20 protein-coding genes are annotated in these 25,892 nt (G+C 42.4%); 12 read left to right on the forward strand and 8 right to left on the reverse strand.

Annotation, left to right across the window (positions count from 1 at the left end; all coding sequences use genetic code 11):
• Positions 1-138 precede the first annotated feature (138 nt).
• The 4 genes from rubA to oxyR all read left to right on the forward strand — a co-directional run bounded on the left by rubA (position 139) and on the right by oxyR (position 3,462).
• Positions 139-303, forward strand: coding sequence for a rubredoxin RubA (gene rubA / locus ACFN7Z_RS11735; RefSeq protein WP_004694381.1), 165 nt, complete (start codon positions 139-141; stop codon positions 301-303).
• A gap of 68 nt (positions 304-371) precedes the next feature.
• Positions 372-1,550 carry an NAD(P)/FAD-dependent oxidoreductase gene (locus tag ACFN7Z_RS11740; protein WP_010326264.1) on the forward strand — a complete coding sequence of 393 codons (1,179 nt, stop codon included), beginning with the start codon at positions 372-374 and terminating at the stop codon, positions 1,548-1,550.
• Positions 1,551-1,607: 57 nt separating this feature from the next.
• Positions 1,608-2,546 carry an alpha/beta fold hydrolase gene (locus ACFN7Z_RS11745; RefSeq protein WP_010326263.1) on the forward strand — a complete coding sequence of 313 codons (939 nt, stop codon included), beginning with the start codon at positions 1,608-1,610 and terminating at the stop codon, positions 2,544-2,546.
• 13 nt (positions 2,547-2,559) lie between these two features.
• A complete protein-coding gene (gene oxyR, locus ACFN7Z_RS11750; RefSeq protein WP_004981021.1) occupies positions 2,560-3,462 on the forward strand; it encodes a LysR family transcriptional regulator OxyR in 903 nt (300 codons plus the stop codon).
• An 86-nt stretch (positions 3,463-3,548) separates the two neighbouring features.
• Here the strand turns inward: oxyR and ppk1 are convergent, their stop codons facing one another.
• Together ppk1 and mtgA are read right to left on the reverse strand one after the other, a co-directional pair.
• Entirely contained in the window at positions 3,549-5,633 is a 2,085-nt protein-coding gene (ppk1, locus tag ACFN7Z_RS11755) for a polyphosphate kinase 1 (RefSeq protein WP_010326262.1), read from the reverse strand.
• Positions 5,634-5,742: 109 nt separating this feature from the next.
• Positions 5,743-6,417: a monofunctional biosynthetic peptidoglycan transglycosylase gene (mtgA, locus tag ACFN7Z_RS11760; protein ID WP_004694386.1), complete on the reverse strand. Its 675-nt coding sequence runs from the start codon at positions 6,415-6,417 to the stop codon at positions 5,743-5,745.
• A gap of 77 nt (positions 6,418-6,494) precedes the next feature.
• On the opposite strand from mtgA, the gene ACFN7Z_RS11765 reads away from it, so the two are divergent.
• Complete coding sequence (locus tag ACFN7Z_RS11765) at positions 6,495-7,310, forward strand: rhomboid family intramembrane serine protease (RefSeq protein ID WP_159151832.1); 816 nt, start codon at positions 6,495-6,497, stop codon at positions 7,308-7,310.
• Positions 7,311-7,340: 30 nt separating this feature from the next.
• On the opposite strand, the gene ACFN7Z_RS11770 is transcribed toward ACFN7Z_RS11765, so the two are convergent.
• On the reverse strand, positions 7,341-9,830 hold the full coding sequence (locus ACFN7Z_RS11770) for an ABC transporter permease (RefSeq protein ID WP_159151831.1): 2,490 nt from the start codon (positions 9,828-9,830) through the stop codon (positions 7,341-7,343).
• A gap of 2 nt (positions 9,831-9,832) precedes the next feature.
• Positions 9,833-10,561: an ABC transporter ATP-binding protein gene (locus ACFN7Z_RS11775; protein WP_159151830.1), complete on the reverse strand. Its 729-nt coding sequence runs from the start codon at positions 10,559-10,561 to the stop codon at positions 9,833-9,835.
• Between the two features lie 11 nt (positions 10,562-10,572).
• Between ACFN7Z_RS11775 and ACFN7Z_RS11780 the strand changes: the two genes are divergently transcribed.
• Positions 10,573-11,214, forward strand: a complete 642-nt coding sequence (locus ACFN7Z_RS11780; protein ID WP_125274046.1) for an arylesterase — start codon at positions 10,573-10,575, stop codon at positions 11,212-11,214.
• A 30-nt stretch (positions 11,215-11,244) separates the two neighbouring features.
• On the opposite strand, the gene ACFN7Z_RS11785 is transcribed toward ACFN7Z_RS11780, so the two are convergent.
• A complete protein-coding gene (locus tag ACFN7Z_RS11785) occupies positions 11,245-11,859 on the reverse strand; it encodes a carbonic anhydrase (protein WP_004981036.1) in 615 nt (204 codons plus the stop codon).
• Between the two features lie 311 nt (positions 11,860-12,170).
• Between ACFN7Z_RS11785 and ACFN7Z_RS11790 the strand changes: the two genes are divergently transcribed.
• Both ACFN7Z_RS11790 and ACFN7Z_RS11795 read left to right on the forward strand, forming a co-directional pair.
• The gene (locus tag ACFN7Z_RS11790) at positions 12,171-13,202 is read left to right on the forward strand and encodes an alpha/beta fold hydrolase (RefSeq protein WP_058869200.1); all 1,032 of its coding nucleotides are present in this window, start codon (positions 12,171-12,173) and stop codon (positions 13,200-13,202) included.
• A gap of 15 nt (positions 13,203-13,217) precedes the next feature.
• A complete protein-coding gene (locus ACFN7Z_RS11795; protein WP_130235057.1) occupies positions 13,218-14,219 on the forward strand; it encodes a hypothetical protein in 1,002 nt (333 codons plus the stop codon).
• A 36-nt stretch (positions 14,220-14,255) separates the two neighbouring features.
• Here the strand turns inward: ACFN7Z_RS11795 and ACFN7Z_RS11800 are convergent, their stop codons facing one another.
• Both ACFN7Z_RS11800 and nfuA read right to left on the reverse strand, forming a co-directional pair.
• A complete protein-coding gene (locus tag ACFN7Z_RS11800) occupies positions 14,256-16,472 on the reverse strand; it encodes a TonB-dependent siderophore receptor (protein WP_130235056.1) in 2,217 nt (738 codons plus the stop codon).
• A gap of 174 nt (positions 16,473-16,646) precedes the next feature.
• Entirely contained in the window at positions 16,647-17,285 is a 639-nt protein-coding gene (gene nfuA, locus ACFN7Z_RS11805) for a Fe-S biogenesis protein NfuA (RefSeq protein WP_004981041.1), read from the reverse strand.
• Between the two features lie 160 nt (positions 17,286-17,445).
• Here nfuA and ACFN7Z_RS11810 point away from each other — a divergent pair, with 160 nt between their 5' ends.
• The 3 genes from ACFN7Z_RS11810 (at position 17,446) to ACFN7Z_RS11820 (ending at position 20,052) form a co-directional block, all read left to right on the forward strand.
• On the forward strand, positions 17,446-18,063 hold the full coding sequence (locus ACFN7Z_RS11810) for a rhomboid family intramembrane serine protease (protein ID WP_062034421.1): 618 nt from the start codon (positions 17,446-17,448) through the stop codon (positions 18,061-18,063).
• Positions 18,064-18,192: 129 nt separating this feature from the next.
• Positions 18,193-18,360, forward strand: a complete 168-nt coding sequence (locus ACFN7Z_RS11815; RefSeq protein WP_004694400.1) for a hypothetical protein — start codon at positions 18,193-18,195, stop codon at positions 18,358-18,360.
• 144 nt (positions 18,361-18,504) lie between these two features.
• Complete coding sequence (locus tag ACFN7Z_RS11820; RefSeq protein WP_395441824.1) at positions 18,505-20,052, forward strand: hypothetical protein; 1,548 nt, start codon at positions 18,505-18,507, stop codon at positions 20,050-20,052.
• 88 nt (positions 20,053-20,140) lie between these two features.
• Here ACFN7Z_RS11820 and ACFN7Z_RS11825 read toward each other — a convergent pair whose 3' ends face one another.
• Positions 20,141-21,760 (reverse strand): inorganic phosphate transporter, encoded by a 1,620-nt coding sequence (locus tag ACFN7Z_RS11825; protein ID WP_005399885.1) that lies wholly within the window; start codon positions 21,758-21,760, stop codon positions 20,141-20,143.
• 426 nt (positions 21,761-22,186) lie between these two features.
• Between ACFN7Z_RS11825 and metH the strand changes: the two genes are divergently transcribed.
• Complete coding sequence (metH, locus tag ACFN7Z_RS11830; protein WP_159151829.1) at positions 22,187-25,873, forward strand: methionine synthase; 3,687 nt, start codon at positions 22,187-22,189, stop codon at positions 25,871-25,873.
• The last annotated feature ends 19 nt before the right edge of the window (positions 25,874-25,892 follow it).

The raw sequence follows: 25,892 nt of genomic DNA on the forward strand, positions 1-25,892 counted from the left end.
CGATATTTACTTTACATTCGTATTAGAACTGCGTAAAAATTTAGATTAGCGAAGTATGCTAACCACTCAGATGAGTAGCAGCTTGCGTAATGGATTATTTTACTGAACCCTTTCTTGTTCAGCGTTTTGGAGAGTCAAATGAAGAAGTATCAATGCATCGTTTGTGGATGGATTTATGACGAAGCAGAAGGTTGGCCACAAGATGGCATCGTGGCGGGAACGAAATGGGACGATATCCCTGACGATTGGACTTGCCCAGATTGTGGCGTGTCAAAAATCGATTTTGAAATGGTTGAAATCTAATTCATAGTGTTAAAGACCATGCAGCATGGTCTTTTTTTACGTCTTTAAAATAATCTCTGGAGAACCTTATGCATCCCATCGTCATCATTGGCTCAGGTATGGCAGGCTATGCTGTAGCACGTGAATTTCGCAAGCTGAACCCTGAACAAGAGCTGCTTATGCTATGTGCAGATGATGCGACTAATTATGCCAAACCAACATTGTCCAATGCCTTTGTTGCCAACAAAGCGCCTGAACAGATTGCTTTGGGTGATACAGAGAAAATGGCAACACAACTGAAAATGCAAATTGCCACGCATACTTGGGTGAAAGAGATTCATACTGAACAACAGCAGTTAACCGTTATTAAAGATGGCGCTGAATCTACACAGCCCTACTCTCAATTGGTTTTAGCGGTAGGAGCAAACCCAATTCGCTTAGCCATTGCGGGCGATGGAAGTACTGACATTCAAGTTGTAAACAATCTAGACGACTATAAAACCTTCCGCGCAAAACTTGAAAAGCGTGCAGACAAACGTGTAGTCATTTTAGGTGCAGGTCTTATCGGTTGCGAATTTGCCAATGATTTACAACATACAGGTCATCAAGCTACCGTTATCGACTTGGCAAACCAGCCTTTGGGCCGTTTATTGCCAGCGCATGTTTCAAGTGCCTTTAAAGAAAACCTTGAGGCAACGGGTATTCATTTTGTCCTTGGCACCACAGTTGAAAAAGTGTCTAAAATTGAAAATGGTGACTATGTTGTGACCTTAGCCAATGGTCAGTCTTTAGTCGCAGATGTAGTCTTATCTGCGATTGGTCTACAACCAAACATTTCCCTTGCAAAAGAAGCAGGTATTCAAACCAGTCGTGGCATTTTGACCAATGCACAACTTGAGACGAATCAACCGCATATCTACGCCGTAGGAGATTGTGCTGAAGTCAATGGACTCTTGCTACCTTATGTGATGCCAATCATGCAACAAGCACGCGCTTTAGCCAAAACATTAAATGGCGAGACCACTGCGGTGCATTACCCTGCTATGCCTGTAGCAGTTAAAACACCCGCTGCGCCGCTCACTGTTTTGCCTGCGCCAATCGATGCAGAGGTGAACTGGGAAACTGAGGAATTAGACGATGGCATGATTGCCAAAGCCCTAGACAGTCAAGGTACACTTCGCGGCTTCGTACTGCTCGGTGCAACCGCAGCGAAACAACGTTTAGCATTAACAAAACTGGTTCCAGACTTGATTCCAGCACAGGTTTAGAGTTTAAATAAAAGGACATTTATAACAATAGATGTCCTTTATGTGAGGATTACAATAATGAATAGCGCACTCCAATATAATCTTTCACCCTATACCTCTTTCATGCGCGAAACCAAAGTCGACTTAGGCAATGGTATTGAACTCCATGTCGAAATCGGTGGCGAAGACCATCATCCGACCATTGTTTTGATCATGGGCTTAGGAGCACAGCTGTTATTTTGGCCTGATTTCTTCTGTAAATCTCTGATTGATCAAGGGTTCCGTATCATTCGCTTTGATAACAGAGATATTGGTTTATCTTCAAAAATTAAACATCAAGGTCCACGCTTAAACACCCTCAAACTGATGGGGCGTTTTGCTTTAGGTTTAGATAACCGTGGTGCACCTTATGACTTATACGACATGGCTGACGATGTGGCACTACTTTTAGACCGTTTAGGTTTAGATGAAAGCTATGTGATTGGCGCATCCATGGGCGGTATGATTGGGCAAATTCTAGCAGCGCGTCATCCACAGAAGGTCAAAAAGCTCGGCTTAATGTTCACCAGTAACAACCAACCTTTACTGCCACCGCCTTTTCCAAAGCAACTCTTTAGTCTAATTGGTCGACCTGAATCGACCGATGAAGAAGGGATTGTAAGCCATTCTTTGAAAGTGTTTAAGCTTATTGGCTCACCTGATTATCACAATCCAATCGAGTCAATTCAGACTTCTCGCAAATTATATCGCCGAAGTTATTACCCTGCGGGTGTACTTCAACAGTTTTTAGCAATATTATGTACAGGTTCTTTATTGCAACTGGACAAACAGATTCAACAACCGACCCTTGTGGTGCACGGTTCGCGAGACCGTTTACTCCCGCCTAGTCACGGAAAGGCCGTTGCAAAGGCAATTATGGGTGCTAAATTTGAATTAATTGATGGAATGGGGCATGATATCCCACCTCACTTCATTCCAAATCTTAGCGAATTATTTGCACAACACTTTAAATTATAATCATTAGGACACTATGGCTGCATTACCATCCTTAAGACAGCTGTCATATCTCGTTACACTGTCAGAAACGCTGCATTTTACTGAAGCTGCACGCCGTTCATTTGTAACCCAATCGACTTTGTCGGGCGGGATTATGGAGCTTGAACGCCTACTCGGTGGCGTACTTGTAGAGCGTGATCGCCAAAATGTGCGCTTAACTCCTCTAGGCGAGCAAGTCGTTGCTCGTGCTCGTGTTCTACTGGCAGATGCTCAAGACCTGATGCGTTTAAGCCGAGAAATGAGCGAGCCTTTAACTGGTGATTTACATCTAGGTGTTATTCCAACCATTGCGCCATTTATTCTGGCGCAATTGTTAGATGAAGTGCATAAGCAACTCCCTAAAATTCAACTACATTTACACGAAGCGCAAAGTGAGAAAATTGTAGAAAAACTCGAACATGGCAATTTAGACATGGTCGTTTTGGCTCTACCTTTTGATACACGTGGCTTAAAAGTTGCTGAAGTCGCAAAAGAAAGTTTGTTTTTGGTCTGCAATAAATCAGATATCGCAAGCCAAGCCAAATCGCTAGACGACTTAGACCTTTCGCGTTTAATGTTGCTTGAAGAAGGCCACTGCTTACGTGACCACACTCTAAGTGCCTGCCCTATTGGTGAGCGTAAAAACGATCATCGTTTAAAAGCGAGTTCTTTACCGACCCTTGTGGAAATGGTATCGGCTGATCTTGGTTTTACTTTATTACCTGAAATCGCAATTCATACCAATATGATTAAAGCGAATCCAGATTTAATGGTCAAACAAATTGAAGCTGCTCCAAGTCGTATCTTGGCTTTGGTGACACGTAAAAGCACTCCGCTACAAAGCGAATTTGATGTGCTATTACAAATCCTGCAAAAAATTACTCAAGATCTACACTAAGCTTATTTTAGTGCATAAAAAAGGAGTCAAACATGACTCCTTTTTTTGTGCCTGAATCTTTTTTAGATCCAAGCCTCCCCCCAAAATTATTTAATCACATCTAGCAAATAACGCTGTGCATTATGCTCGGTTTCGCCTTCAGCTGGCGTCGCACGAAGCCAAGTTCCATCACCTTGTAGTAACCAAGCTTGTTGATTATCCTGCAAATAGGTCAACAAACCTTGCTGATAAATACGTTTTTTCAAAGCTGGATCTTCAATTGGGAAACAGGCCTCAACACGATTAAATAGGTTCCGATCCATCCAGTCGGCGCTCGAACCATAAATGCGTGCATCGCCATTATTACTAAAATAGAAAACACGCGTATGTTCTAAGAAACGCCCCACGATCGAACGTACACGAATGTTTTCCGAAAGCCCTGGCAAGCCCGGGCGTAGACAACAAATTGAACGAATAATGAGATCAATTTGTACACCTGCCTGTGATGCCTCATACAGCTTATTGATCAGTTGCACTTCGGTTAGTGCATTCACTTTCACAATAATTTGTGCTTTCTTGCCCGCTTTCGCATTGGCAATTTCATCATCAATAAAGTGGATCAATTGTGCATGGAGCGTAAACGGCGCATGAAGTAGCTTTTTCAGCTTCGCCATTTTCCCCATACCTGTCAACTCTTGGAAAATACGGTGTACATCTTCACACAACTCTTTATCGGTCGTGAGCAAGCCATAGTCGGTATAAATTCGTGCATTACCCGCATGGTAGTTACCCGTTCCCAAGTGCACATAACGAACGAGTTTATTATTTTCACGGCGTACCACAAGAATCATTTTGGCATGGGTTTTATAGCCCACAATGCCATAAACAACCACTGCACCCGCTTCTTGTAGCACATTTGCCACTTCGATATTTGACTCTTCATCAAAACGCGCACGCAGCTCAATCACCGCGGTAACTTCTTTACCATTACGCGCCGCTTCTGCTAAGACTTGTACAATTTCAGAGTCTGCACCACTGCGGTATAGGGTTTGCTTAATTGCCAACACTTGTGGGTCACGTGCCGCTTCACGCAACAAGTTAATCACAGGTGCGAAAGACTCAAACGGATGATGTAGTAAAATATCCTGCTTCTGCATTGCAGAGAACATGCTTTCCGACTTTTTCAACACTTTAGGAATAACAGGAATATGTGCGTCATACCGTAGATGTGGACGTTTAAAATTGGACAATAAACGCGCCAAGTTCACAGGTCCTTCGACTTTATACAACTGCTCCTGATGCAGATCAAATTCATCTAGCAAGTAGTTATAAATATGTTCTGGACAGTTTTGTGTAACTTCCAAACGTACTGCTCGTCCAAAACGACGTGAACTTAACTCACCTTTCAGTGCTTTGGCTAAGTCTTCCACATCTTCATTGAGCGCCAAATCAGCATTCCGTGTGACACGGAACTGATAACAGCCTGTTGCTGTCATCCCTGGGAACAAGTCAGAAACATGCTCATGGATGATAGCTGAAAGCATCACATGATGCTCTTTTCCACCTGTGAGCTCATCCGGTAGACGAACCACACGTGGCAATGAACGTGGTGCAGGAACAACGGCCAAATCAATCTGACGACCAAATGCATCTTTCCCTTCCAAAGTCACAATAAAGTTGAGACTTTTATTCACTAAACGCGGAAATGGGTGCGCAGGGTCAAGGCTAATCGGTGTTAAGACAGGTGCGACCTGTTCTTGGAAATATTTCTTCACCCATGAAGACTGTGCAGGCGTCAGTTCCCCACGGCGTAAGAAGCAAATGTCTTCCTCACGTAGTTTCGGCAGAATTTCATCATTGAGAATACGATACTGACGTTCAATTGCAGCATGTGCAGTTTGCGAAATTTGATCGAGTACTTGGCGTGGAGTTAAGCCATCGGGGCTACGGCTTTCATTACCCAGATCCAACTGTTCCATGACGCCCGCAACGCGAATTTCAAAGAACTCATCTAAGTTACGTGAAAAAATCAGTAAGAAATTCATCCGTTCTAACAGCGGATGTAAAGGATCTACGGCTTGTTCCAATACACGTAAATGGAAATCTAATATCGATAACTCACGGTTAATATAGCGATCGTTATACGCGTATTCAGGTTGTAGTATCGGAGATGTGCTTGCTGCCGTATTCATAGCTAACCTTTGATTATTTGAATGCGTTTTATCATGATAAGTATGCTTCAATTTTGTGACAATTTCATAAAAAAAGCCCATAAATTTGGGCTTTTTCACATCAATCAAATTAAGGGATATCGCTATAGCGCATATACTTTCGAATCATGCGCTCACGGTTTTGCAACTTACGGTCATTTTGATGGTCTTGGTAGTATTTCGGATTGGGCAAAATAGCCGCTAAAAAGACCGCCTGCTCTCGGCTTAAGCTACGTGAACTTTTACCAAAGTAGTGTTGGGTCGCAGCTTCCACGCCATAGATATTATCGCCAAATTCCACCGAGTTCAGATATACTTCTAAGATGCGTTCTTTGCTCCACATCCGTTCCATCATCCAAGTTGCAACAGCTTCCTGCCCCTTACGAATGAATGAACGCTTGTTATATAAAAATAAGTTTTTGGCCAATTGCTGAGAAATTGTTGAACCGCCGGCAACCACTTTGCCCGTGTCATTATTACGTTCAAGCGCCGCTTGAATCCCATCCCAGTCAAAACCATGATGTTGCATAAATTTGCCATCTTCAGCCGCAACAATGGCTTTTTTCATGTACTCACTGATCTCATCATAATCACGCCATTCGTGTTGAATGGGTTTAGATGGCTCAGACCAATAATCAATCCGCATAAACATGGTGGTTTCCACTGGCTTGTAACGCCACCACGCTAGGCTTGCAAAAATCCACAACTGTACCAAAAGCACGAAGCTGACAACGACTAACAAACTACGAACAATAAAAGCTTTCATGCCAGTGGCTTACTCCAAAAATCATTTTTATTCATGCTAAGCTTGGGCAAATATAGCAAAATTTTAGCAAGAATAGCATGACCGAGCTTACACCTCCGCAAATCAAAACAAAATTTGACGTACATTTATGGTGGATTACCGCCGTCATTATTGCCGTGAATGTTGGGTTGTTTTTTTGGCAAGTCCTGCATGGCATGGATGTCAGCAATCCAAGTACAGCTGATGCCATACGCTGGGGAGCAGACTATGCACCACTTACCTTCTTGGCTGAACCGATGCGTTTATTGAGCAGTATGTTCTTTCATTTTGGCTTGGTTCACCTCATGTTGAACATGTGGGCGCTGTATATTTTTGGCAGTGTGCTGGAGCAAATGTTTGGACGTGTCTATTTTCTTGCACTATATGTTCTTGCTGGTCTCATGGGTAGCTTGCTCAGTGGTTATATTGCCATTCAAGACAGTTATGAACTGATTCGTATTGGGTTAGCAAACCCTGAACTCTTGCCTCGTGTCGGTGCAGGGGCTTCAGGTGCCGTCATGGGGCTGGGTGCAGCGCTGACGGTTCTATCCCTTCTGCCGATGCTCCCACAGCAACGTTTTATTTTAGATAAAAAGACTTTGCTCATCGTGATGGGAATCAACTTAGCCATGGGTTTTATGATTTCAGGGATTAACAATGCCGCACATATTGGCGGCATGTTGATGGGTGCTGTCTTAGCGGCACTTTGGTATCTCTCCCAAAAGGCGCAGCAGCGTTGGATTATGCCGCTGAGTCTTGTTTTAGCTGCATGCGTATCATATTGGTTTTACTTACACTGCCAAAACCTTGTGGTCTACATTCAACCCTTATGGTCAGAAGTATTAATGATGATGCGTCAACAGCTCAATTTCTAAGATTCAACGCTTAACGTATTAAGAGATCAATCACGATTGATTGATCTCTCTCAAACTTTGTAAAGGTGGAATCTCACTGAGATAACTTAAGCGATAACGCCCAATCAGCGCGCAGAGTAAGGTCATGAACAATGGTAAAATGAGCCAGATTTCCCAGTGTGGCTGAATGGCTAATCCCATGCGATAACATGCGACCGCACTTATCGCTTCAGCAAATAAACAAGAAACCACACCTGCCATAAAACCAATAAAGCCAATTTCTAGACTGAGCATGGTTCTGAGTTTTTGTTTGGAACCACCAAATGAACGTAATAACGCCACTTCACGTTTACGCTCATCCATAAGTAAGTTCAGGCAAGCAATTAAAACCAGAATACCTGAAATACTCACCAAAACCGCGAGGATCGTGACAATCTGCACCAGCACCGTCACAATGCGCTTAATTTCATCTAAAATTAAACTGACATCAATAAAGACAGTGTTGGAAAATTGCTGAATAATGCTGACCAATTTCGCTTTGTCAGACTCAGGAACATAGAAACTACCCAAATAACTGCCAGCATTTTCATCCATGGTCTGTGGCGCAAAAATAAAGAAGAAATTTGGGCTAAAACTTTCCCATTCTACAGTTCGTAAGTTTGCCACTTTGGCGTGAATGACACCCTCTGGTAAGCTAAAGGTCAGTTGATCCCCCACTTTTATCCCAAGCTCTGTCGCGGTATTGGCTTCTACCGAAACTTGTCCTTTTGCTGTGAGTTTTGATGCCCCAGAGACAATTACATTATCTTTAGGATAATTGTCAGCTTGAGTCAAATTTAATTCGCGGCGTAAGGAATTATTTTGCTTGACCAAATCCGCAGCAAAGGGCTGTCCATTTTTGGCAATCAGCCTGCCCCGAATATTGGGATAGAGCGGTGTACTGTTCCATTGGTTCTGCTCAATTTGTGCTTTTAACTTAGGCATGTCAAAAGGCGGTAAACCATATACAAACTGATTCGGGGTTCCCTCAGGAATTTGCTGCTGCCAACGCTCTAATAAATCAGTGCGTAGCACGGCTAAGACCGTAATTAAACTAAGTCCCAAAGCCAAAGCGGTAATCTGAAATGCAGTTTGATAAGGTGTGCGAACATAAGCAGAAACCGCATTTTTCAAGCCACGCAGAAACTTCAAACTCTGCCAGACTACAGCGTATAACACTGCACATAGAATGATAATTGCCCCAATCACCATGGCTGTCAGTACCATGTTTTCAGTCAGAACGATACTAAACAGCACCAGACTAGCCGTTCCTGCGAGCAACATCCAAAACATAGACGAAACCGATTTTTCTTGACTGCGAATGACTCGGATCGGTGGCGTATTTAACAGTTCCCAAAAACTCGGCAAGACAAAACCCAGAAGCACTACGGCACTGGTCAACATAGCAATCGGAATCGGCCCGAGCAGCATATCCCACGCTGAAAACGCAATACTTAAGTGTGGGATCAGTTGTAACATCAACTGTAACAAGCCATACCCCAGCCCAACACCCACGGCACTCCCGACCAGCATGGCAAGCAAAAACACCACACCCAACAAACTGAGATAAGCCCAGAGAATTTGTGACTTCGCCGCCCCCATACAACGCAATAGCGCAATGTGATCTTGGTTTTGTTGTACAAAGCGCTGACTGGTCAAAGCAATCGCAATTCCACACAGCAAAATCGTTAAAATATTCGCTAACTGCAAAAAAGTGTCCAAATTTGCAATTGGTTTCATTAAGCGGGTATTACCCTCACTGGCATTGCGTAAGCGTAAGCTGTTTTGTGGTTCTTCAGCATTGACACTTTGAGCTGCCGCACTGGCATCTTCAGACAATACATTCTGCTTCTTAAAATTTGCTTCAAACTGCTGAGTATTTTGTGCTGTACCTGCCATCAGTAGACGATAGTCAATGCGGCTACCGACTTGTATGGCGTTGGTCTTGGCAATATCCGCTTCAGAAATAATCACCGTTGGCGAGAAACCTGAAAAGCCCAACTCTAGATTGGAATCATGCTCAATCAAGCCTGTCACCTTGAAAGTACCATCTGCAATATTCAGCTGATCGCCCAGTTTAACCCGTAGCAAATCCATAGCACGTTGACTCAACCACACTTCACCCGAAGCAATATGCTTCGCAGCAGGCTGAATGCGTAACTCTCCACGCAGAGGAAAGGCTTGATCGATGGCTTTGACATTGACCATAACAAACTGATCATCGGTATATGCCATCGAACTAAAGACAGTGACTTCGGATTGTTTTAAATTAAGAGCTGTCGCTTGCGCTTTCCATTTCGGATCGAGCTTTTGACTGTCCGTTAGAACCAAATCCCCTGCTAGCATCTCAGCGGCTTGAAGCGCTACGGCATTTTGAATTTGCTCATTACTAAACTTCAGCGCGGTCGTTGCACTGATCGCGAGAATCAACGCAATAATCAATAAATACACACCGCTACTTTTAAAACTTTGCTTCAGCAATGGATGAAATAGAGAATTCATTTTCATCCTCCCGTTCGAGGATGTTCGATCAACTGACCATCGAGTAATTCAAAATGACGCTGACACTGTTCTGCAAGCGTATGGTCATGCGTCACTAAAATGAGGGTCGTACCCAACTCACGGTTCAATTGAAACAATAATTGCTCAATTTCTCGCGCAGTTTGACTGTCTAAGTTTCCTGTTGGTTCATCGGCAAAGATAATTTTTGGCTCAGCAATCAGCGCACGGGCAATTGCGACGCGCTGCTGCTCCCCACCCGAAAGTACCTTCGGTGTTTGGGTGGCCTGTCGTTCCAATCCAACTTTTTGCAACAAACTCAAAGCGCGTTGCTCCGCTTCAGCGAAGCTAAATGATGCATGAAGCCGTAACGGCAGCATCACATTTTCAACAGCAGTCAGGTGTGGTAGCAGTTGAAAGGACTGAAACACAAAGCCAATATGCTTTAAACGCACCTGTGCACGCTGTTCTTCATTGAGCTTGCCAATACTTTCACCACAAACGATTAACTCACCACCGCTAGCCTGATCTAAAGTCGCCAAAATACCCAGTAAGGTAGATTTTCCTGAACCTGAACGTCCTGTAATTGCGACTTGTTCACCTGCTAATATGCTCAGACTCAAATCTGAGAAAATGGTCAGTTCTTTTTGCGGAAGTTTAATCTTTTGTGTCAGTTGCTGGGCAGAAATAATCACTTGTGGCATGATGCTTACATCACTATGAACTTGGGTCATAACATCCCTATATGCAAATATTCGTGAAAAATCGCAAAATCAAAAAACGTATCAGTTCATACTTGGTTTTGCTTGCACTGTGCCTAAGCCCCACTTGGGTTTTTGCAAAAACCGTGATGGTTTTAGGAGATAGCATTAGTGCAGGTTATGGCATAGAACCACAGCAAGCATGGGTAAATTTACTGCAAAAAAGGTTAGACCAACAGTATCCGAAACAACACAAAGTGGTCAATGCCAGTGTGAGTGGTGAAACCACCAGTGGCGCTTTGGCTCGTTTACCCAAACTGTTGCAAACGCATAAGCCAAATGTGGTGGTGATTGAGCTTGGCGGGAATGATGGACTGCGTGGTCAACCACCTCTGATGATTCAAAAAAATTTAGCGCAATTGATTCAGCAGAGTCAAAAAGCCAATGCCACTGTGGTTGTCTTGGGAATGAAAATGCCACCAAACTATGGCACAGCCTATAGCAAGGCATTTGAAAATAATTACAAAGTGGTCAGTCAACAATACAAAGTTAAATTGCTGCCCTTCTTTTTGGAAGGTGTAGCGGGAAATAAAAGCTTGATGCAAAAAGATTTAGTCCACCCAAACGCCAAAGCACAGTCTATTTTATTAAATTTAGCTTATCCCTATGTAAAAGGCGCTTTATAAAGCGCCTTTTACTCTGATCAGCACATAAGATCAGAAGTCAAAAAAAACCACTTCACCACTTTCAAGTGAGTACTCAGCACCAACCACTTGTAACTTGCCTTTGGCAATCAAACTCTCAAGCACAGCTGAGCCATGACGTAACTGATTTACAGAGGCAAATACATTTGAACGTACCGCATGTTTAGACAGTTTGCATAAGTCATGTTTCAGTTCGGTTTGCATCAAGGTTTCAACCGAAGGACGGACACGGTTTACAATCGACATCAAGTTTGCAGACGGTGGGCTATCTGGGTTCATCAGGGTGTCAATGGTGGCTTGAATCGCACCACAATGGCTATGACCAAGTACCACAACGACCGCACAGTCATAACGCTCAGCAGCAAACTCAACACTGCCAACCTGTGAAGGTGCAACTACATTTCCTGCAACACGAATAACAAACAGATCACCCAAACCTTGGTCAAATACCATTTCTGCAGGCACACGAGAATCAGAACATCCCAGTACAATGGCAAATGGATTTTGGTCTTCCGCCATCTCTGCTCGTGCTTGGTGAGACAATTGCTTATGGTGGGTTGTCTCACCCGCTACAAAACGTTGGTTACCTTGTTTTAGACGGCTTAAAGCTTCTTGAGCTGTTAGCATTCCTTTTTCCCACCCGATTGTTGTTAAGTCGCAATAGTTTAATCTTAGAGAAATTGATTGTCACTTGCAAAAAACATAGCGGCTTCTTTTTTTGCTTAATTTTAAATTTGCATTTTATCTCAAACAAATCGTTACGCAGTTCACACTTTATCCAAATGCAGTATATCCTTTCAAATAAATAATTAATGACATTTACATGAAAGCGATTAGAATCAAACAGACCTGTAAATAAACATAAAAACTATTCAAAATCAGAGCATTTTTATCTTATTCGGTCAGTTTTTTCATTCATCTCCGTTTAAGGATGAACCATGATGATGCGCTCAAAATCCATCTTGAAACAAAGTCTAAAGGCCAGTCTATTCGCCTTAGCTTTGTCATTTTCTTTCGCCAGCCATGCGGTCGAAAATACCATCATCAAAGACAAACTCAGTTTACAAAGCTACCTTCTACAAGAACGCGTCACCGCCGGCTTAAAAACCAAAACGCTTAAAGTGGATGACATCGTTTGGAGCTATAACGAAGGCGGTGCAGTTGATAAGCCAACGATTTTGCTGATTCATGGTTTTGCTGGAAATCGAGACAATTGGAACCGTGTGGCACAATTTCTAACGCCGTATTACCACGTGGTTATCCCTGACCTTCCGACCAATGGCGACACCAAAGTCCCTGATGATTTTGATCTCTCTATGCCAAATGTCACAGAGCGACTCCGTCGTTTTGTTGAAGCCATTCATATACAAGATAAGCTGAATGTTGCAGGACATTCTATCGGTGGTTCAATTGCAACTCTATATGCCGCACAATACCCTTTTGACACGCAAAGTTTGTTTTTATTGAACAGTGCGGGCATTTATAAAAACGCCAACACCAACTATGCCAAAGACCCGCAATATTTAAAGCACCTGATTGTGAGTAAACCGGGCGATTTAGATGACGTGATGCAACGTGTCATGCAAACGCCAATCAAAATGCCCTATTATTTAAAACGCGCCCAAGAAAAACAGTTAATTACTCAGGCTGAAAAAAATACTAAAGTGATTGAGCAGTTGGTGACCTTGAACCGAATTTATACCACCGACTCCTTTGCTCGAGTGACCCGCAATATTGAAGCGCCCACCCTCATTTTGTGGGGTAAGCAGGACAAAATTATCAATGTCGAAGTCGCGAATGAGCTCAAAACCTTATTGAAACGTGCTGAAGCTCCTGTCATCCTTAACAATGTTGGCCATATGCCACTTTTGGAAGCAGAACAGGCCGTTGCACAGCACTACCTACCTTTTCTTGCAAAAACACAAAAGTTAAAAAATCCATTGGCTGATAAACTGATTCCATTAAATTAATTTTGTTGAGTACGTATGCAGAAACACCCGATGATTGAGCAGCTCATTGAAGCTCATCTTAATTTTTTAGATCATGAGTTTTCGCAAGCAAGTACCGTACAAAATGAATTCACTCTCTTTTATCACTGGTTTAGAAAACAAACTTTGCAGCAACTGTGGAGCTTTGAAGACATCAATGCGCTGTTGCAAAAACAAGTCCTAGCCACATCTGCGACCGAGCATCTGATTTCACAAATTGCTGAGCACATCAAGTTTGCGTTGATTCACCCCATCAATGAATCAACCAAAATTGCCGATGTGATTCCTGTACTTACCATCGACAAAATTGCGCAGTATGTCGCGAGTAAAAGTGGGCATCGTCAGCGCCTAATTAAAACTGTAGTAAATAACCCAGCTTTTTCGGCCATGATTACCCAGCTGATTCAGCACTCGATTCAAGACTATTTGAACAACTCGGTGATGACCAAACGTGTGCCGGGTGTTTCTAGTTTTATGAAAATGGGCAAGTCGGTACTGGAAACCGTCACGGACTCAAACCTAAATGACACCATCGGACATTATTTGCAAAAGAACATTTTAAAACTCAGTCAAATGAGCGAACAGGTGTTAAATCAAAACTTTAATGATGAAAAGCTATATCACTTTCAAGCCAACCTTTGGCACAAAATCAAAGACATGCCTTTATCAGTTTTGAAAAATTATATTGAAGTACAGGACTTAACTCAAACCGTCGCAATGGGTCACGAAATTTGGGCACACATGCGTCAAACCGACTACCTCCAACAACAGGTGCATGACGGTGTTTACGCTTGGTACATTCGCAACCAAGAACGAACTTTTGATTTACTCCTACGTGACTTAAATATCGACGAAGCTTTAATTCAAAATGAACTTCAAGATTTATTGAATCCTATTATTCAAGAGCTCATCCGATCACATTACTTACGTGATCGAGCACGTTATTATTTAGAACAGTTTTATTATTCTGATCAAGCACAAGCGATTTTAAAGCCATAAAAAAAGCCGCGTTATGCGGCTTTTTTCTTTCATAATTTAGAATGCATACTTCAAGCTCGCATAATAAGCTCGACCTGGTTCGTTGTAGGTTTGACTTGTCGACTCACTGTCTCTCAATTTCTGCTCATCAAAAATGTTACTAATTCCGACACGTGTACTTAAATTTTTACTAAATTTATAACCCAAATTGATACCAGCTATACCATAACTTTTTACAACGCTTGGTTTAAGTGCATCATTTGCCCCACCTGAACCAACCCCAGCTTCAATACGATTTTGAGCATATTGACGTGACTTCTGACGACCATATTGGGTATAAATAAAGTTTACATCCAGTTGGTCAGTAATATCATAATCGAAGATTGAATTGATCGTATAATTCGGCACTAAAGAAAGTGGATTGCCTGTAGACTTATCTTCCGAGTCCATCATATAAGTGAAGTTATTGGTCCAGCTTATTCCATCCCATTCCATTCCAATACTACCTTCAAAACCTTGGATTAAGGCCTCAGGTATATTTTCCCAACGTAAGACATTCCAATTCACTCCAGACGTTGTTGTAGCTGTAGCTAGAACTTCATCACCTGCTGCAATCTTGTCTTTATAATCGTTTCGGAACCAAGCCAAACTTGCATTTAAATTATCTTTTGCAAACTGTATTCCTAACTCTTTATTTACAGAAGTTTCGGGTTTTAAATCGGCATTCCCTTGAAGTAAACAACGGTTTTGAATCGTTGCAGGACACCCATTACCATTTGTTGATAACAAGTATCCTTCTGAGTTCTGATACATATTCGGCGCTTTATACGCTCTTGCTATACCACCTTTTAAAGTGAAATAGTCTCCAAGTTTTTGAGTAATATTTAAACTTGGACTCCAATTCGATCCCGATTTATCATGATCATCAAACCGAACACCCAAAACTAAATCTGTGCTATCTGTAACTTTAAAATTATCTTCAAAGTACACAGAAGCGATACGTGAACTCATATTGCTACGGTCTTTTGGAGCTATCACATCTAGGCCTGACGCACTTCCAGTTGATCCAACCGTTGTGTTTGCTTCATCTTTAAAATCATCTTCAATCCATTCAGCACCTACAGTGATATTTTGGGGAACATAAAATTCCAGAGGAATATTCACCTCACCGTTTAAACGGAAAGTATTTAGTGTTGATGTTGATTTATCAGTTGCGGTATTAATACGACCCTCTGTACTCCCTCCAAGGCCTTCTAATAAGCGTTTATTTTTAGTTTTATCATATTGAATTATAAATTTATTATTCCCCCAATCCCACTCGCCATCATGCATTAATGAATAGCTATCACGATACATTGTATTCGTTTCACTACCGTATAGAGCTGAAAGAATGGCATTGGCTTCCGCATCCGCATTCAGTTGTGAATCCCCTGAATAAAGATTACCTTGACGACTCGAAGATGCATCAAATGTTAGTGTTTGACCATCAACAATTTGCCAAGCTAGGCGTGCTGAAACATCTTCATTCTTAACACCTTCTCGACCTGCTGCTGTACTATTGATTGACTTATTAATGTCAATCGCATCAGGCTGTGTCTTATTAAAGTTACCGTATAAGCGATAAGACAAGACATCCTTAATAATTGGTCCACTAAGATTTATACTGACACGCCCTGACTCCCCTTCTTTCGAGTCCTCTGGCTGATTCGCATAAAGTTCAACCGAACCATGAACTTCGTTTGTGACTTTTTTAGTTTTAATATTAACAACACCACCCATGGCACCTGAGCCATAACGAGCAGCCGCTGGACCACGCAATACTTCAATAGATTCAATCGCATCTGCGGGCACCCAGTTTGAGTCACCGCGAGTATCACGTTCCCCTCTCCAGCCATAACGCACAGAATTTCTCGAATTCACAGGCTTACCATCAACCAAAATCAAGGTATTTTCTGGCCCCATACCGCGAATATCAATTTGGCGGTTATTACCACGTTGTCCCGTTGCACTATTGCCTGTTAAATTTACGCCAGGCATCCGACGTACATATTCAGAAATATCATTTACAACAGGTAATTTTTCTAAATCTTTATCCGTAATAATAGATGCGCCTAGAGACTGCTTAACCTGTTCCTCAGCCGTTAATACAATCGTTTGTAATTGTGTTGTATCTTTTTCTGCCCCTGTAGTCAGCGATTCATTCGCCATCGCAAATGAACTCATTGCCCCTACAACAGCCAAAGCCAAAGTTGATCTCGTCAGATTTTTACCCATAACGCATACACCCAAATACAAAAGAAGGAGAGATTGTGTAAATTTCGTAGGGTATCTTAACAAATGATAAACATATTGCAATAAATATTGATAATTATTCTCAATTATATTTTACCTTTAGATAAAATATAACCCCCTAATTTAAGGAGGTTATTTGGTAAAATGGTTTAAAAATTATTTGAAGTACGCGCCTTCCGCCTGTGTATGGTCTGTCTGGTCAATAACACGACGTAACTCAGGAATGTGTTGTTGTAACGTCGTTTCAACACCCTGTTTCAAGGTGACATCAATTGCTGAACAACCTTGGCAACCACCGCCGAACTTCAGCACAGCCGTTAAACCATGCTCTTCATCTTCAACTACTTCAACCAATGCACAGTTACCACCATGCCCTGCTAGACCAGGGTTAATTTCAGACTGAAGAATATAAGTAATACGCTCTTCAATCGATGCATCAGGACCGACGCGTGGTACTTTCGAGTTTGGTGCACGGAAAGTTAACTGCCCACCAAAACGGTCTTTGTTGTAATCAATCACTGCATCTAATAAATATGGAATAGACGGTGTGTCGATATACGCAGGAAAGTCTGGATAATCTTGACGGTAATCGGTTGGGATCACTTCTTCAGGCGCGCTATATGCCATACAACATTCAGCACGTGGTGTACCCGGATTTTCAACAAATACACGTACAGCAATACCAGGTGTATTTTGTTTTTCTAGTAAATCACGTAAATACTCTTGTGCAGTTGGAGTAATCAATAAGTTTGGAATTTCCTCTGCAACTGCAGTGCTGCTGTTCTCAGTCGACATAACAATCATTTCCTCAAGCTGAAGCTGCTATTTTAACTGAAGATGCGGGGTAATGAAAAAAAATCAACCAAAATTGTCGGATTTATTATGAAAGTTCATCTTTCCGCTCAATTTAATGGCATTATGACCACAAGATAGTTATATGTAGAACATCTCAGAAATGTTGGATTTACCTTTTAATCATACAGTTACGATCATTATTATTACGGTCATTATTTCTATGGTGGCATTTTCAAATCAGAACGTGATGAACCGTCTGATTTTCTGGCCTCCTGCGATGCAACGTGGACAATACGATCGTTTTATTACACATGGCTTTATTCATGCCGATGGTATGCATCTCCTGTTCAATATGTTCACCTTGTTTTTCTTTGGTAGCATTATTGAAAGTTTTTACCGCCAATACTTCTATGAGTTAGGTTTTATTTTGTTTTATCTGGGTGGCTTAATTTTTGCCATTTTACCAAGTTATTTAAAACATAAGAATGATGTGCGCTGGGCAAGCCTTGGTGCTTCTGGTGCGGTCTCTGCGGTATTGTTCGCTTATGTGTTGTTTGAACCTTGGAAGCTAATTTTTGTGTTTTTTATTCCAGTACCTGCGATTATTTTTGCAGTGTTGTACGTGGCATATAGCATCTGGTCAGGTAAAAAAGGCAACTCCAACATCAATCATAGCGCCCATCTTTGGGGAGCTGCTTATGGGGTCATCATGACCTTAATTTTAGAGCCGCGTCTTATCCCACACTTTCTGAGCAAATTAACCCAGTTACCTATTTAAAGCCGAACCCCTAGATTGCAAATGGATTGCATCCATACGCATATAGGCTTAGTAACATTTTTTCACAGCAACGGGTGGTCCTGATTTTTACAATAAACATCAGGACAACTATAAACCAAGGAAATTGCGATGAAAATAATGTCTATATTTGCAGCCTTGATGATCAGCCTCAGTTTTACAGCCTGTGCGGTACACACCCCTGAAGGGAGTATCATCGTCGATCCTGATCGTTCTTATTATCCTCATGGCCAAGGCGATTTCTGTCCACCCGGACAGGCCAAAAAAGGTCGCTGCTAAACTCAAAAGCCTTCTGTTCAGAAGGCTTTTTTATTACATATATTTTTACATAAATTTGGCATGAAATGCCAAGCAGGAATTTGATTTGGCATAGATAATGTTTACAACTGTATATAAATAGCAAATGCCAGTGAGATTTCTTGCATGTCCAATCCCTTAGATGGTCTTCAATTTCCAATTTACTCGAAAACACAAAAAGTTAGTACCTCACGTACAGGGAAAGAGATTATTGCAGAGGCCTTAGCCAATGTTGATCACCAAAGCTCTGTTACTGCACTTACAGAAAAGAACTGGCGTAAACAATATCCACGCTATTTTAAATCCTTAGTTGAATTTGGGATTCGTAATCAAATTGCACCGATTCAAATGGCACAAGATGGGCTCAACAAAGCACATAATGTGTTTGAGTTTTATCGAGATGGGCAAAAGCATCTCCTCAAAGATGTAATGTCACTTGAAAGCGCACCACTGCATACTATTAAACTCAAAGGCGAAAGTCATGCGACGCCTGAATGGTCAGTGCCTTATAAAGGCCAACAACTCAAAGGGGGTACTTTACTTGCACAAATCCAAACATGGTTAGATGCAGGTGTGATTGAACCAAGCCATGCTGAAGCACTGATTGCTTGTGTGGAACATCCTGAATGGTTTGATTTATCAGATCGCACGATGGTTTTGTTCGGTGCGGCCTCTGAAGTAGGTCCACTCACATGGTTAGCCCAATGGAAAGCCAATATTGTGGCGGTTGATTTACCCAATAGTCGTGTATGGGGCAAAATTTTAGACACTATCCAACACGGCAATGCCACGCTATATGCCCCATCGGTTGAAGCGCTGAGTGCAGAAACACCTGTCGCTGTTTTAAAAGAAAAACTAGGCGCAAACCTACTGACACAAGTACCTGAAATTGCACAATGGTTGGTACAAAACCCACATCAGTTAGATTTGGCTGCGATTGCTTATTTGGATGGTGAAAAACATGTCCGCGTTTCCGTTGCAATGGATGCGATCATGCAATATGTCAGTGCACAAAAAGCAGATACCAGTTTGATGTATATGTGTACACCTACCGATGTCTATGCAGTTTCAGAAGAAGTCATTACAGCGTCTGAGCAAAAGTTCAGTGGACGCTCTAAAACGCAGCAGATGATTAGCAAGAGTATTTCAACCCTCAGCGGACAACTATTTTTTAAGAAAAACCTACATGAGCTCATCGAGTCGGATAATACGAAGTCTTATGGTATCGCCGACTGTTTAGTGATTGAACAAGGGCCGAACTATGCGTTGGCTAAACGTATTCAGCAGTGGCGTGCAACGCTTGCTCGCTCAGAAGGTCAGCGCGTCAGCATCAACATTGCGCCATCAACCACCACGCATTCTGTCACCAAAAATCCACTGCTCAAAGCCGCATTTAATGGGGCGAGCTTGTTTGATGTTGAAGCCTTTAAGCCAGCAACCACCAATGCCATCATGGCGGCTTTATGGATCCATGATCTGCGCAATCCTGAGTCTGTAGCCAATCCAGAGAACAAACTTGAACATCCTCTAGAGCTGATGATGCATGGTGCCAATCACGGTGGCTTATGGCGTGTCGCTTATTTAGCACGTACCGCACTACCCTTTGCAGCACTTTATGGTTTTGCCGCAGACAAGCTACCACTCAACAAGGTATTTGCTTTACTCAAAAAGTAAGACCTTGAATACCCGCTTCAATAAAATACAGAGCTAAAAAAACGCTACCTTCGGTAGCGTTTTTTATTATTGGTTTTTACCAATCAGATTAAACAAACTGTAGGAACAACCAGAACAAACCACCTGATAAACAGATCGTTGCTGGCAAGGTAAAGATCCAAGCCGAAAGAATGGTTCTCACTGTTGCAAAGTTTAGACCTGACTTATTCGCCACCATGGTCCCTGCTACCGCAGAGTTCAATACGTGTGTGGTCGATACGGGCATACCAAAGCCATCAGCAGCTGCAATCGTAGTCATCGCCACCAGCTCTGCTGACATGCCTTGACCATAAGTCATATGGTTTTTACCAATACGCTCACCTACAGTCACCACAATACGCTTCCAACCCACCATCGTACCAAGACCTAAAGCCAATGCCACAGCCACTTTCACCCATGTTGGGATGTACTGTAAGAATGAATCTAAGTTACTACGATATTCTTTTACTGTCTTTTTGCCCGCTTCAGACATCGCCGGCAATTGATCCGCTTTATCCAAACGTTTGAATGCTGTCGTGCTTAAGTACATGTCATTACGTAGTGCAGAAACTTCAGCTTCAGGAATATCTTTAAGATCTCCATAATGACCAACACGCTCACCCAAATGATCTGTCAAACTGGCTAAAGCAGGTACGACTTCTGGGGTCATTTCTTTGGTTTGAATATATTGCGTGATCACCGTACGGGCTTTTTCATCTGCAATATCGTTATGATTCGGATAAATCACAGCCGCAGTTTGATCTGAAAGTTGAGCAAATGACTGAATATGCTGTGAATCTAAATTCTTATTTAAAGAATAAGCCAAAGGCACGATACCAATCAAAATCAGCATGATTAGACCCATACCTTTTTGACCGTCATTTGAACCGTGCGCAAAACTCACACCTGTGCAAGTAAAAATCAAAATGGCACGAATCAGTGGAGGTGGTGGTTTGTTGCCTTCAGGTGGTTGAAATAGTTCCAGTTGTTTCTTAAAGATTTTTTTCACCAATAAGAACAACACTGCTGCAAAAGCAAAACCGATCATGGGTGAAAACAGTAAAGCTTTACCGACTTTAATCACCTGATCCATATCTACACCCGAAGCACCGCTACCCGAATGCATCAGGTAGTTCATGATGCCCACACCCAAGATTGAACCAATCAAAGTATGTGAACTTGATGCTGGAATACCCAAGAACCATGTGCCCAAGTTCCACAAAATCGCAGCAATCAACATGGCAAACACCATGGCAAAACCTGCGCCTGAGCTGACATTCATAATCAACTCAACGGGCAGCAGCGCAATAATACCGTAAGCCACTGCACCACTTGCGACCATAACCCCAAGGAAGTTACAGAAACCTGCCCACATCACCGCAACAGGTGCAGACAGTGCATTGGTATAAATGACCGTTGCAACCGCATTGGCAGTATCGTGAAAGCCATTTACAAACTCAAAACCCAAAGCAATGAACAATGCCGTCGCTAAAAGAATTAAAGAGTAAAGATTCAGTGCAGGAACATGCGATAAGTCAGCAGAAAGCTGAAAGCCAATATAAATTAGCGTTGAAATAATGACCGTTAAAAACACCGGCATAAAAAATTTCGGTGTAGGTACGTGCACATTCGTCGACTTGACCTGTGTCACGTGCACCTGATCTTGGACGGGAGGAATATTAGAATTCATGCAGACGGCTAAAGAGGATATCAATATCCCCTATTGTTCAATTTAATTGTGACAATTATATGACAAATGCGTGTCACATGAAGCCAATTTTTTCATAATTGGCTTATTTTAGATCAGCAGTAAATCGCTTATAAGCCTTGAACGCACTGTGCTGGCTCAAAATTTAACTTTTCGGTGCGGATTACGCTGAATTATTTTTTTACATTTGGCTGTGCTGTCTGTAACAATCTGCTCCAATCAATATTTTTCATCTCTATTTCTTCTGATCTATTAACATAGCGGGTCTATATTTCACTTTCGTGAAAACTAAAGCTAAATCAGCCTTTTTTATTTGCCATATAGCCAATACCACTTGAATTAGGCATCAATCAACCTGCTTTTCTGCTAAAATATTGCACGTTTTGAAAACCTGTTTGTGAGTTTTGAATGTCTACACTTGCCACCTTAAAAGCACTTCTTGCCGAGCGCATCCTTATTATCGATGGTGCGATGGGTACCATGATTCAGCGTCACAAGCTCGAAGAAGAAGATTATCGTGGTGAACGCTTTGTAGATTGGGCTTCTGACCTCAAAGGCAACAACGATCTTTTGGTGCTGACTCAGCCACAAATTATCCAAGGCATTCATGAAGCATACCTCGATGCTGGTGCAGACATTATTGAAACCAACAGCTTTAACGGCACACGTGTTTCCATGTCGGATTACCACATGGAAGATTTGGTGCCTGAAATTAACCGTGAAGCAGCACGTTTAGCCAAAGCCACTTGTGAAAAATACTCAACCCCTGACAAACCACGTTTTGTGGCAGGTGTATTGGGACCCACATCACGTACCTGTTCGATTTCACCGAATGTAAACGACCCTGCGTTCCGTAACATTACTTTTGATGAATTAAAAGAAAACTACATTGAAGCGACGCATGCGTTGATTGAAGGTGGTGCAGACATCATCCTGATTGAAACCGTATTTGATACCTTGAACTGTAAAGCGGCAATCTTTGCGGTGAAAGAAGTGTTCAAGCAAATTGGTCGTGAACTGCCAATCATGATTTCGGGCACCATTACCGATGCATCTGGTCGTACCTTAACAGGTCAAACCGCAGAAGCGTTCTGGAACTCGGTTCGTCATGGTGACTTACTCTCAATTGGTTTTAACTGTGCGCTCGGTGCAGACGCGATGCGTCCACACGTTAAAACCATTGCTGATGTAGCCGATACTTTTGTTTCAGCGCATCCAAATGCAGGCTTGCCAAATGCTTTTGGTGAATATGACGAAACCCCTGAACAAACCGCAGCCTTCATTAAAGAATTTGCAGAAAGTGGTTTGATCAATATTACCGGTGGTTGCTGTGGTACAACGCCTGATCATATCCGTGCAATTTACAATGCAGTGAAAGACATTCAGCCACGTCAGGTGCCAGAAACCAAACCTGCCTGCCGTTTAAGTGGTTTAGAACCGTTTAACATTTATGATGATTCGCTATTCGTGAACGTCGGTGAACGTACCAACGTCACAGGCTCAAAAAAATTCCTACGTCTCATCCGTGAAGAAAAGTTTGCTGAAGCTTTAGAAGTTGCACAACAACAAGTTGAAGCTGGTGCACAGATCATTGACATCAACATGGATGAAGGGATGCTCGATTCGCAAAATGCGATGGTGCATTTCCTGAATCTGGTTGCATCTGAGCCTGATATTTCTCGTGTGCCAATCATGATTGACTCATCAAAATGGGAAATCATTGAAGCTGGTTTGAAATGCGTACAAGGTAAGCCAGTCGTCAACTCGATTTCCTTAAAAGAAGGTTATGACGAGTTTGTCGAAAAAGCGCGCTTATGCCGTCAGTACGGTGCTGCGATAATTGTTATGGCCTTTGATGAAACAGGTCAGGCAGATACCGCAAAACGTAAGCGTGAAATCTGTAAACGTTCTTATGATGTTTTAGTCAATGATGTTGGCTTTCCAGCCGAAGATATTATTTTTGACCCGAATGTGTTTGCCGTGGCAACAGGGATTGAAGAACATAATAACTATGGCGTCGATTTTATTGAAGCTACAGGTTGGATCAAACAGAACTTACCGCATGCCATGATCTCGGGTGGTGTCTCTAACGTCTCCTTCTCATTCCGTGGTAATGAACCTGTACGTGAAGCGATTCACTCTGTGTTCCTTTACTATGCCATTAAACAAGGCATGACTATGGGTATCGTGAACGCTGGTCAAATGGCGATTTATGACGATATTCCAAAAGAACTGAAAGACGCGGTTGAAGATGTTGTATTGAACCAAAATCAAGGTGAATCTGGTCAAAACGCCACAGAAAAACTGCTTGAAGTGGCAGAAAAATTCCGTGGTCATAGTGGCGCGCAGCGTGAAGCTGAAAATCTTGAATGGCGCAATGAGTCAGTTGAAAAGCGTCTCGAATATGCGTTGGTAAAAGGCATCACTACCTATATCGACGAAGATACCGAAGAAGCCCGCCTCAAAGCCAAACGTCCTCTTGATGTCATTGAAGGTGCATTGATGGATGGCATGAACGTGGTCGGCGACCTGTTCGGTTCAGGCAAAATGTTCCTACCTCAAGTGGTCAAATCTGCACGTGTGATGAAACAAGCTGTGGCTTGGTTGAACCCGTACATCGAAGCTGAAAAAGGCAATGCACAATCTAAAGGTCGTGTGTTAATGGCAACGGTAAAAGGTGACGTACATGATATTGGTAAAAATATCGTTGGCGTGGTCTTGGGCTGTAATGGTTATGACATCGTTGACCTCGGCGTCATGGTGCCTGCGGAAAAAATCCTGCAAACCGCGATTGATGAAAAATGTGACATTATCGGTTTATCAGGTTTGATCACCCCATCTTTGGATGAAATGGTGTTTGTTGCCAAAGAAATGCAACGTAAAGGCTTTGACATTCCATTGTTGATTGGCGGTGCAACCACCTCTAAAGCACATACCGCAGTCAAAATTGACCCTCAATATTCAAATGATGCGGTAATTTATGTGGCCGATGCTTCTCGTGCAGTCGGTGTGGCAACCACCCTACTCTCGAAAGAAATGCGCGGTAATTTTATTGCTGAACATCGTGCTGAATATGCCAAAATCCGTGAGCGTTTAGCCAATAAGCAACCGAAAGCTGCCAAACTCAGCTATGCCGAATCAATCGAAAATGGCTTTAAAGTGGATGCGAATTATGTGCCACCTATTCCAAATACGATGGGTACACATGTACTGACCAACTACCCACTAGCAACATTGGTGGAGTATTTTGACTGGACACCCTTCTTTATTTCTTGGAGTTTGGCAGGTAAATTCCCGAAAATCCTGACAGATGAAGTTGTGGGTGAAGCGGCAACGGATTTATACAATCAAGCGCAAGCCATGCTCAAAGATGTGATTGAGAATAACCGTTTCGATGCCCGTGCTGTATTTGGTCTATACCCTGCTCAACGTACAGGTGCAGATACAGTCAGCGTGTTTGATGAAACAGCGCAGAATGTCACGCATACTTTTGAACACTTGCGTCAGCAGTCTGACAAAGTTACAGGCAAGCCGAATTTATCTTTAGCCGACTTTATTAGCACCTCGAAAGACAATACCGATTACCTTGGTGGGTTCACTGTGTCGATCTTTGGTGCAGAGGAATTGGCGAATGAATATAAAGCCAAAGGTGATGATTACTCTGCGATCTTGGTTCAGTCTTTAGCGGATCGTTTTGCCGAGGCATTTGCGGAGCATTTGCATGAGCGTATCCGTAAAGAGTTCTGGGGCTATAAAGCCGATGAGACTTTGGGCAATGAAGAATTGATCAAAGAGAAGTATGTCGGTATTCGTCCTGCGCCAGGTTACCCTGCTTGCCCAGAGCATTCTGAGAAAGCGGTGTTATTTGACTGGTTAGGTTCGGAAGCGAAGATTGGTACGAAACTGACTGAACACTTTGCGATGATGCCGCCTTCTTCTGTCAGTGGTTTCTATTATTCACACCCTGAAAGTGAATACTTTAATGTGGGCAAGATTTCTCAAGATCAGCTTGAAGATTATGCGAAGCGTAAGGGTTGGTCACTGGATGAGGCGAAGCGTTGGTTAGCCCCCAATTTAGATGATTCGATTGTTTAATTTAGAGTTATTATAATCT

Source organism: Acinetobacter sp. P1332, assembly GCF_044057475.1.
Lineage (GTDB): Bacteria > Pseudomonadota > Gammaproteobacteria > Pseudomonadales > Moraxellaceae > Acinetobacter > Acinetobacter johnsonii.

Excerpts from the sequence above, each read along its gene's own strand:
- rubA (WP_004694381.1), top strand. The coding sequence starts at position 139 with ATGAAGAAGTATCAATGCATCGTTTGTGGATGGATTTATGACGAAGCA.
- ACFN7Z_RS11740 (WP_010326264.1), top strand. The coding sequence starts at position 372 with ATGCATCCCATCGTCATCATTGGCTCAGGTATGGCAGGCTATGCTGTA.
- ACFN7Z_RS11745 (WP_010326263.1), top strand. The coding sequence starts at position 1,608 with ATGAATAGCGCACTCCAATATAATCTTTCACCCTATACCTCTTTCATG.
- oxyR (WP_004981021.1), top strand. The coding sequence starts at position 2,560 with ATGGCTGCATTACCATCCTTAAGACAGCTGTCATATCTCGTTACACTG.
- ppk1 (WP_010326262.1), bottom strand. The coding sequence starts at position 5,633 with ATGAATACGGCAGCAAGCACATCTCCGATACTACAACCTGAATACGCG.
- mtgA (WP_004694386.1), bottom strand. The coding sequence starts at position 6,417 with ATGAAAGCTTTTATTGTTCGTAGTTTGTTAGTCGTTGTCAGCTTCGTG.
- ACFN7Z_RS11765 (WP_159151832.1), top strand. The coding sequence starts at position 6,495 with ATGACCGAGCTTACACCTCCGCAAATCAAAACAAAATTTGACGTACAT.
- ACFN7Z_RS11770 (WP_159151831.1), bottom strand. The coding sequence starts at position 9,830 with ATGAATTCTCTATTTCATCCATTGCTGAAGCAAAGTTTTAAAAGTAGC.
- ACFN7Z_RS11775 (WP_159151830.1), bottom strand. The coding sequence starts at position 10,561 with ATGACCCAAGTTCATAGTGATGTAAGCATCATGCCACAAGTGATTATT.
- ACFN7Z_RS11780 (WP_125274046.1), top strand. The coding sequence starts at position 10,573 with ATGCAAATATTCGTGAAAAATCGCAAAATCAAAAAACGTATCAGTTCA.
- ACFN7Z_RS11785 (WP_004981036.1), bottom strand. The coding sequence starts at position 11,859 with ATGCTAACAGCTCAAGAAGCTTTAAGCCGTCTAAAACAAGGTAACCAA.
- ACFN7Z_RS11790 (WP_058869200.1), top strand. The coding sequence starts at position 12,171 with ATGATGATGCGCTCAAAATCCATCTTGAAACAAAGTCTAAAGGCCAGT.
- ACFN7Z_RS11795 (WP_130235057.1), top strand. The coding sequence starts at position 13,218 with ATGCAGAAACACCCGATGATTGAGCAGCTCATTGAAGCTCATCTTAAT.
- ACFN7Z_RS11800 (WP_130235056.1), bottom strand. The coding sequence starts at position 16,472 with ATGGGTAAAAATCTGACGAGATCAACTTTGGCTTTGGCTGTTGTAGGG.
- nfuA (WP_004981041.1), bottom strand. The coding sequence starts at position 17,285 with ATGTCGACTGAGAACAGCAGCACTGCAGTTGCAGAGGAAATTCCAAAC.
- ACFN7Z_RS11810 (WP_062034421.1), top strand. The coding sequence starts at position 17,446 with ATGTTGGATTTACCTTTTAATCATACAGTTACGATCATTATTATTACG.
- ACFN7Z_RS11815 (WP_004694400.1), top strand. The coding sequence starts at position 18,193 with ATGAAAATAATGTCTATATTTGCAGCCTTGATGATCAGCCTCAGTTTT.
- ACFN7Z_RS11820 (WP_395441824.1), top strand. The coding sequence starts at position 18,505 with ATGTCCAATCCCTTAGATGGTCTTCAATTTCCAATTTACTCGAAAACA.
- ACFN7Z_RS11825 (WP_005399885.1), bottom strand. The coding sequence starts at position 21,760 with ATGAATTCTAATATTCCTCCCGTCCAAGATCAGGTGCACGTGACACAG.
- metH (WP_159151829.1), top strand. The coding sequence starts at position 22,187 with ATGTCTACACTTGCCACCTTAAAAGCACTTCTTGCCGAGCGCATCCTT.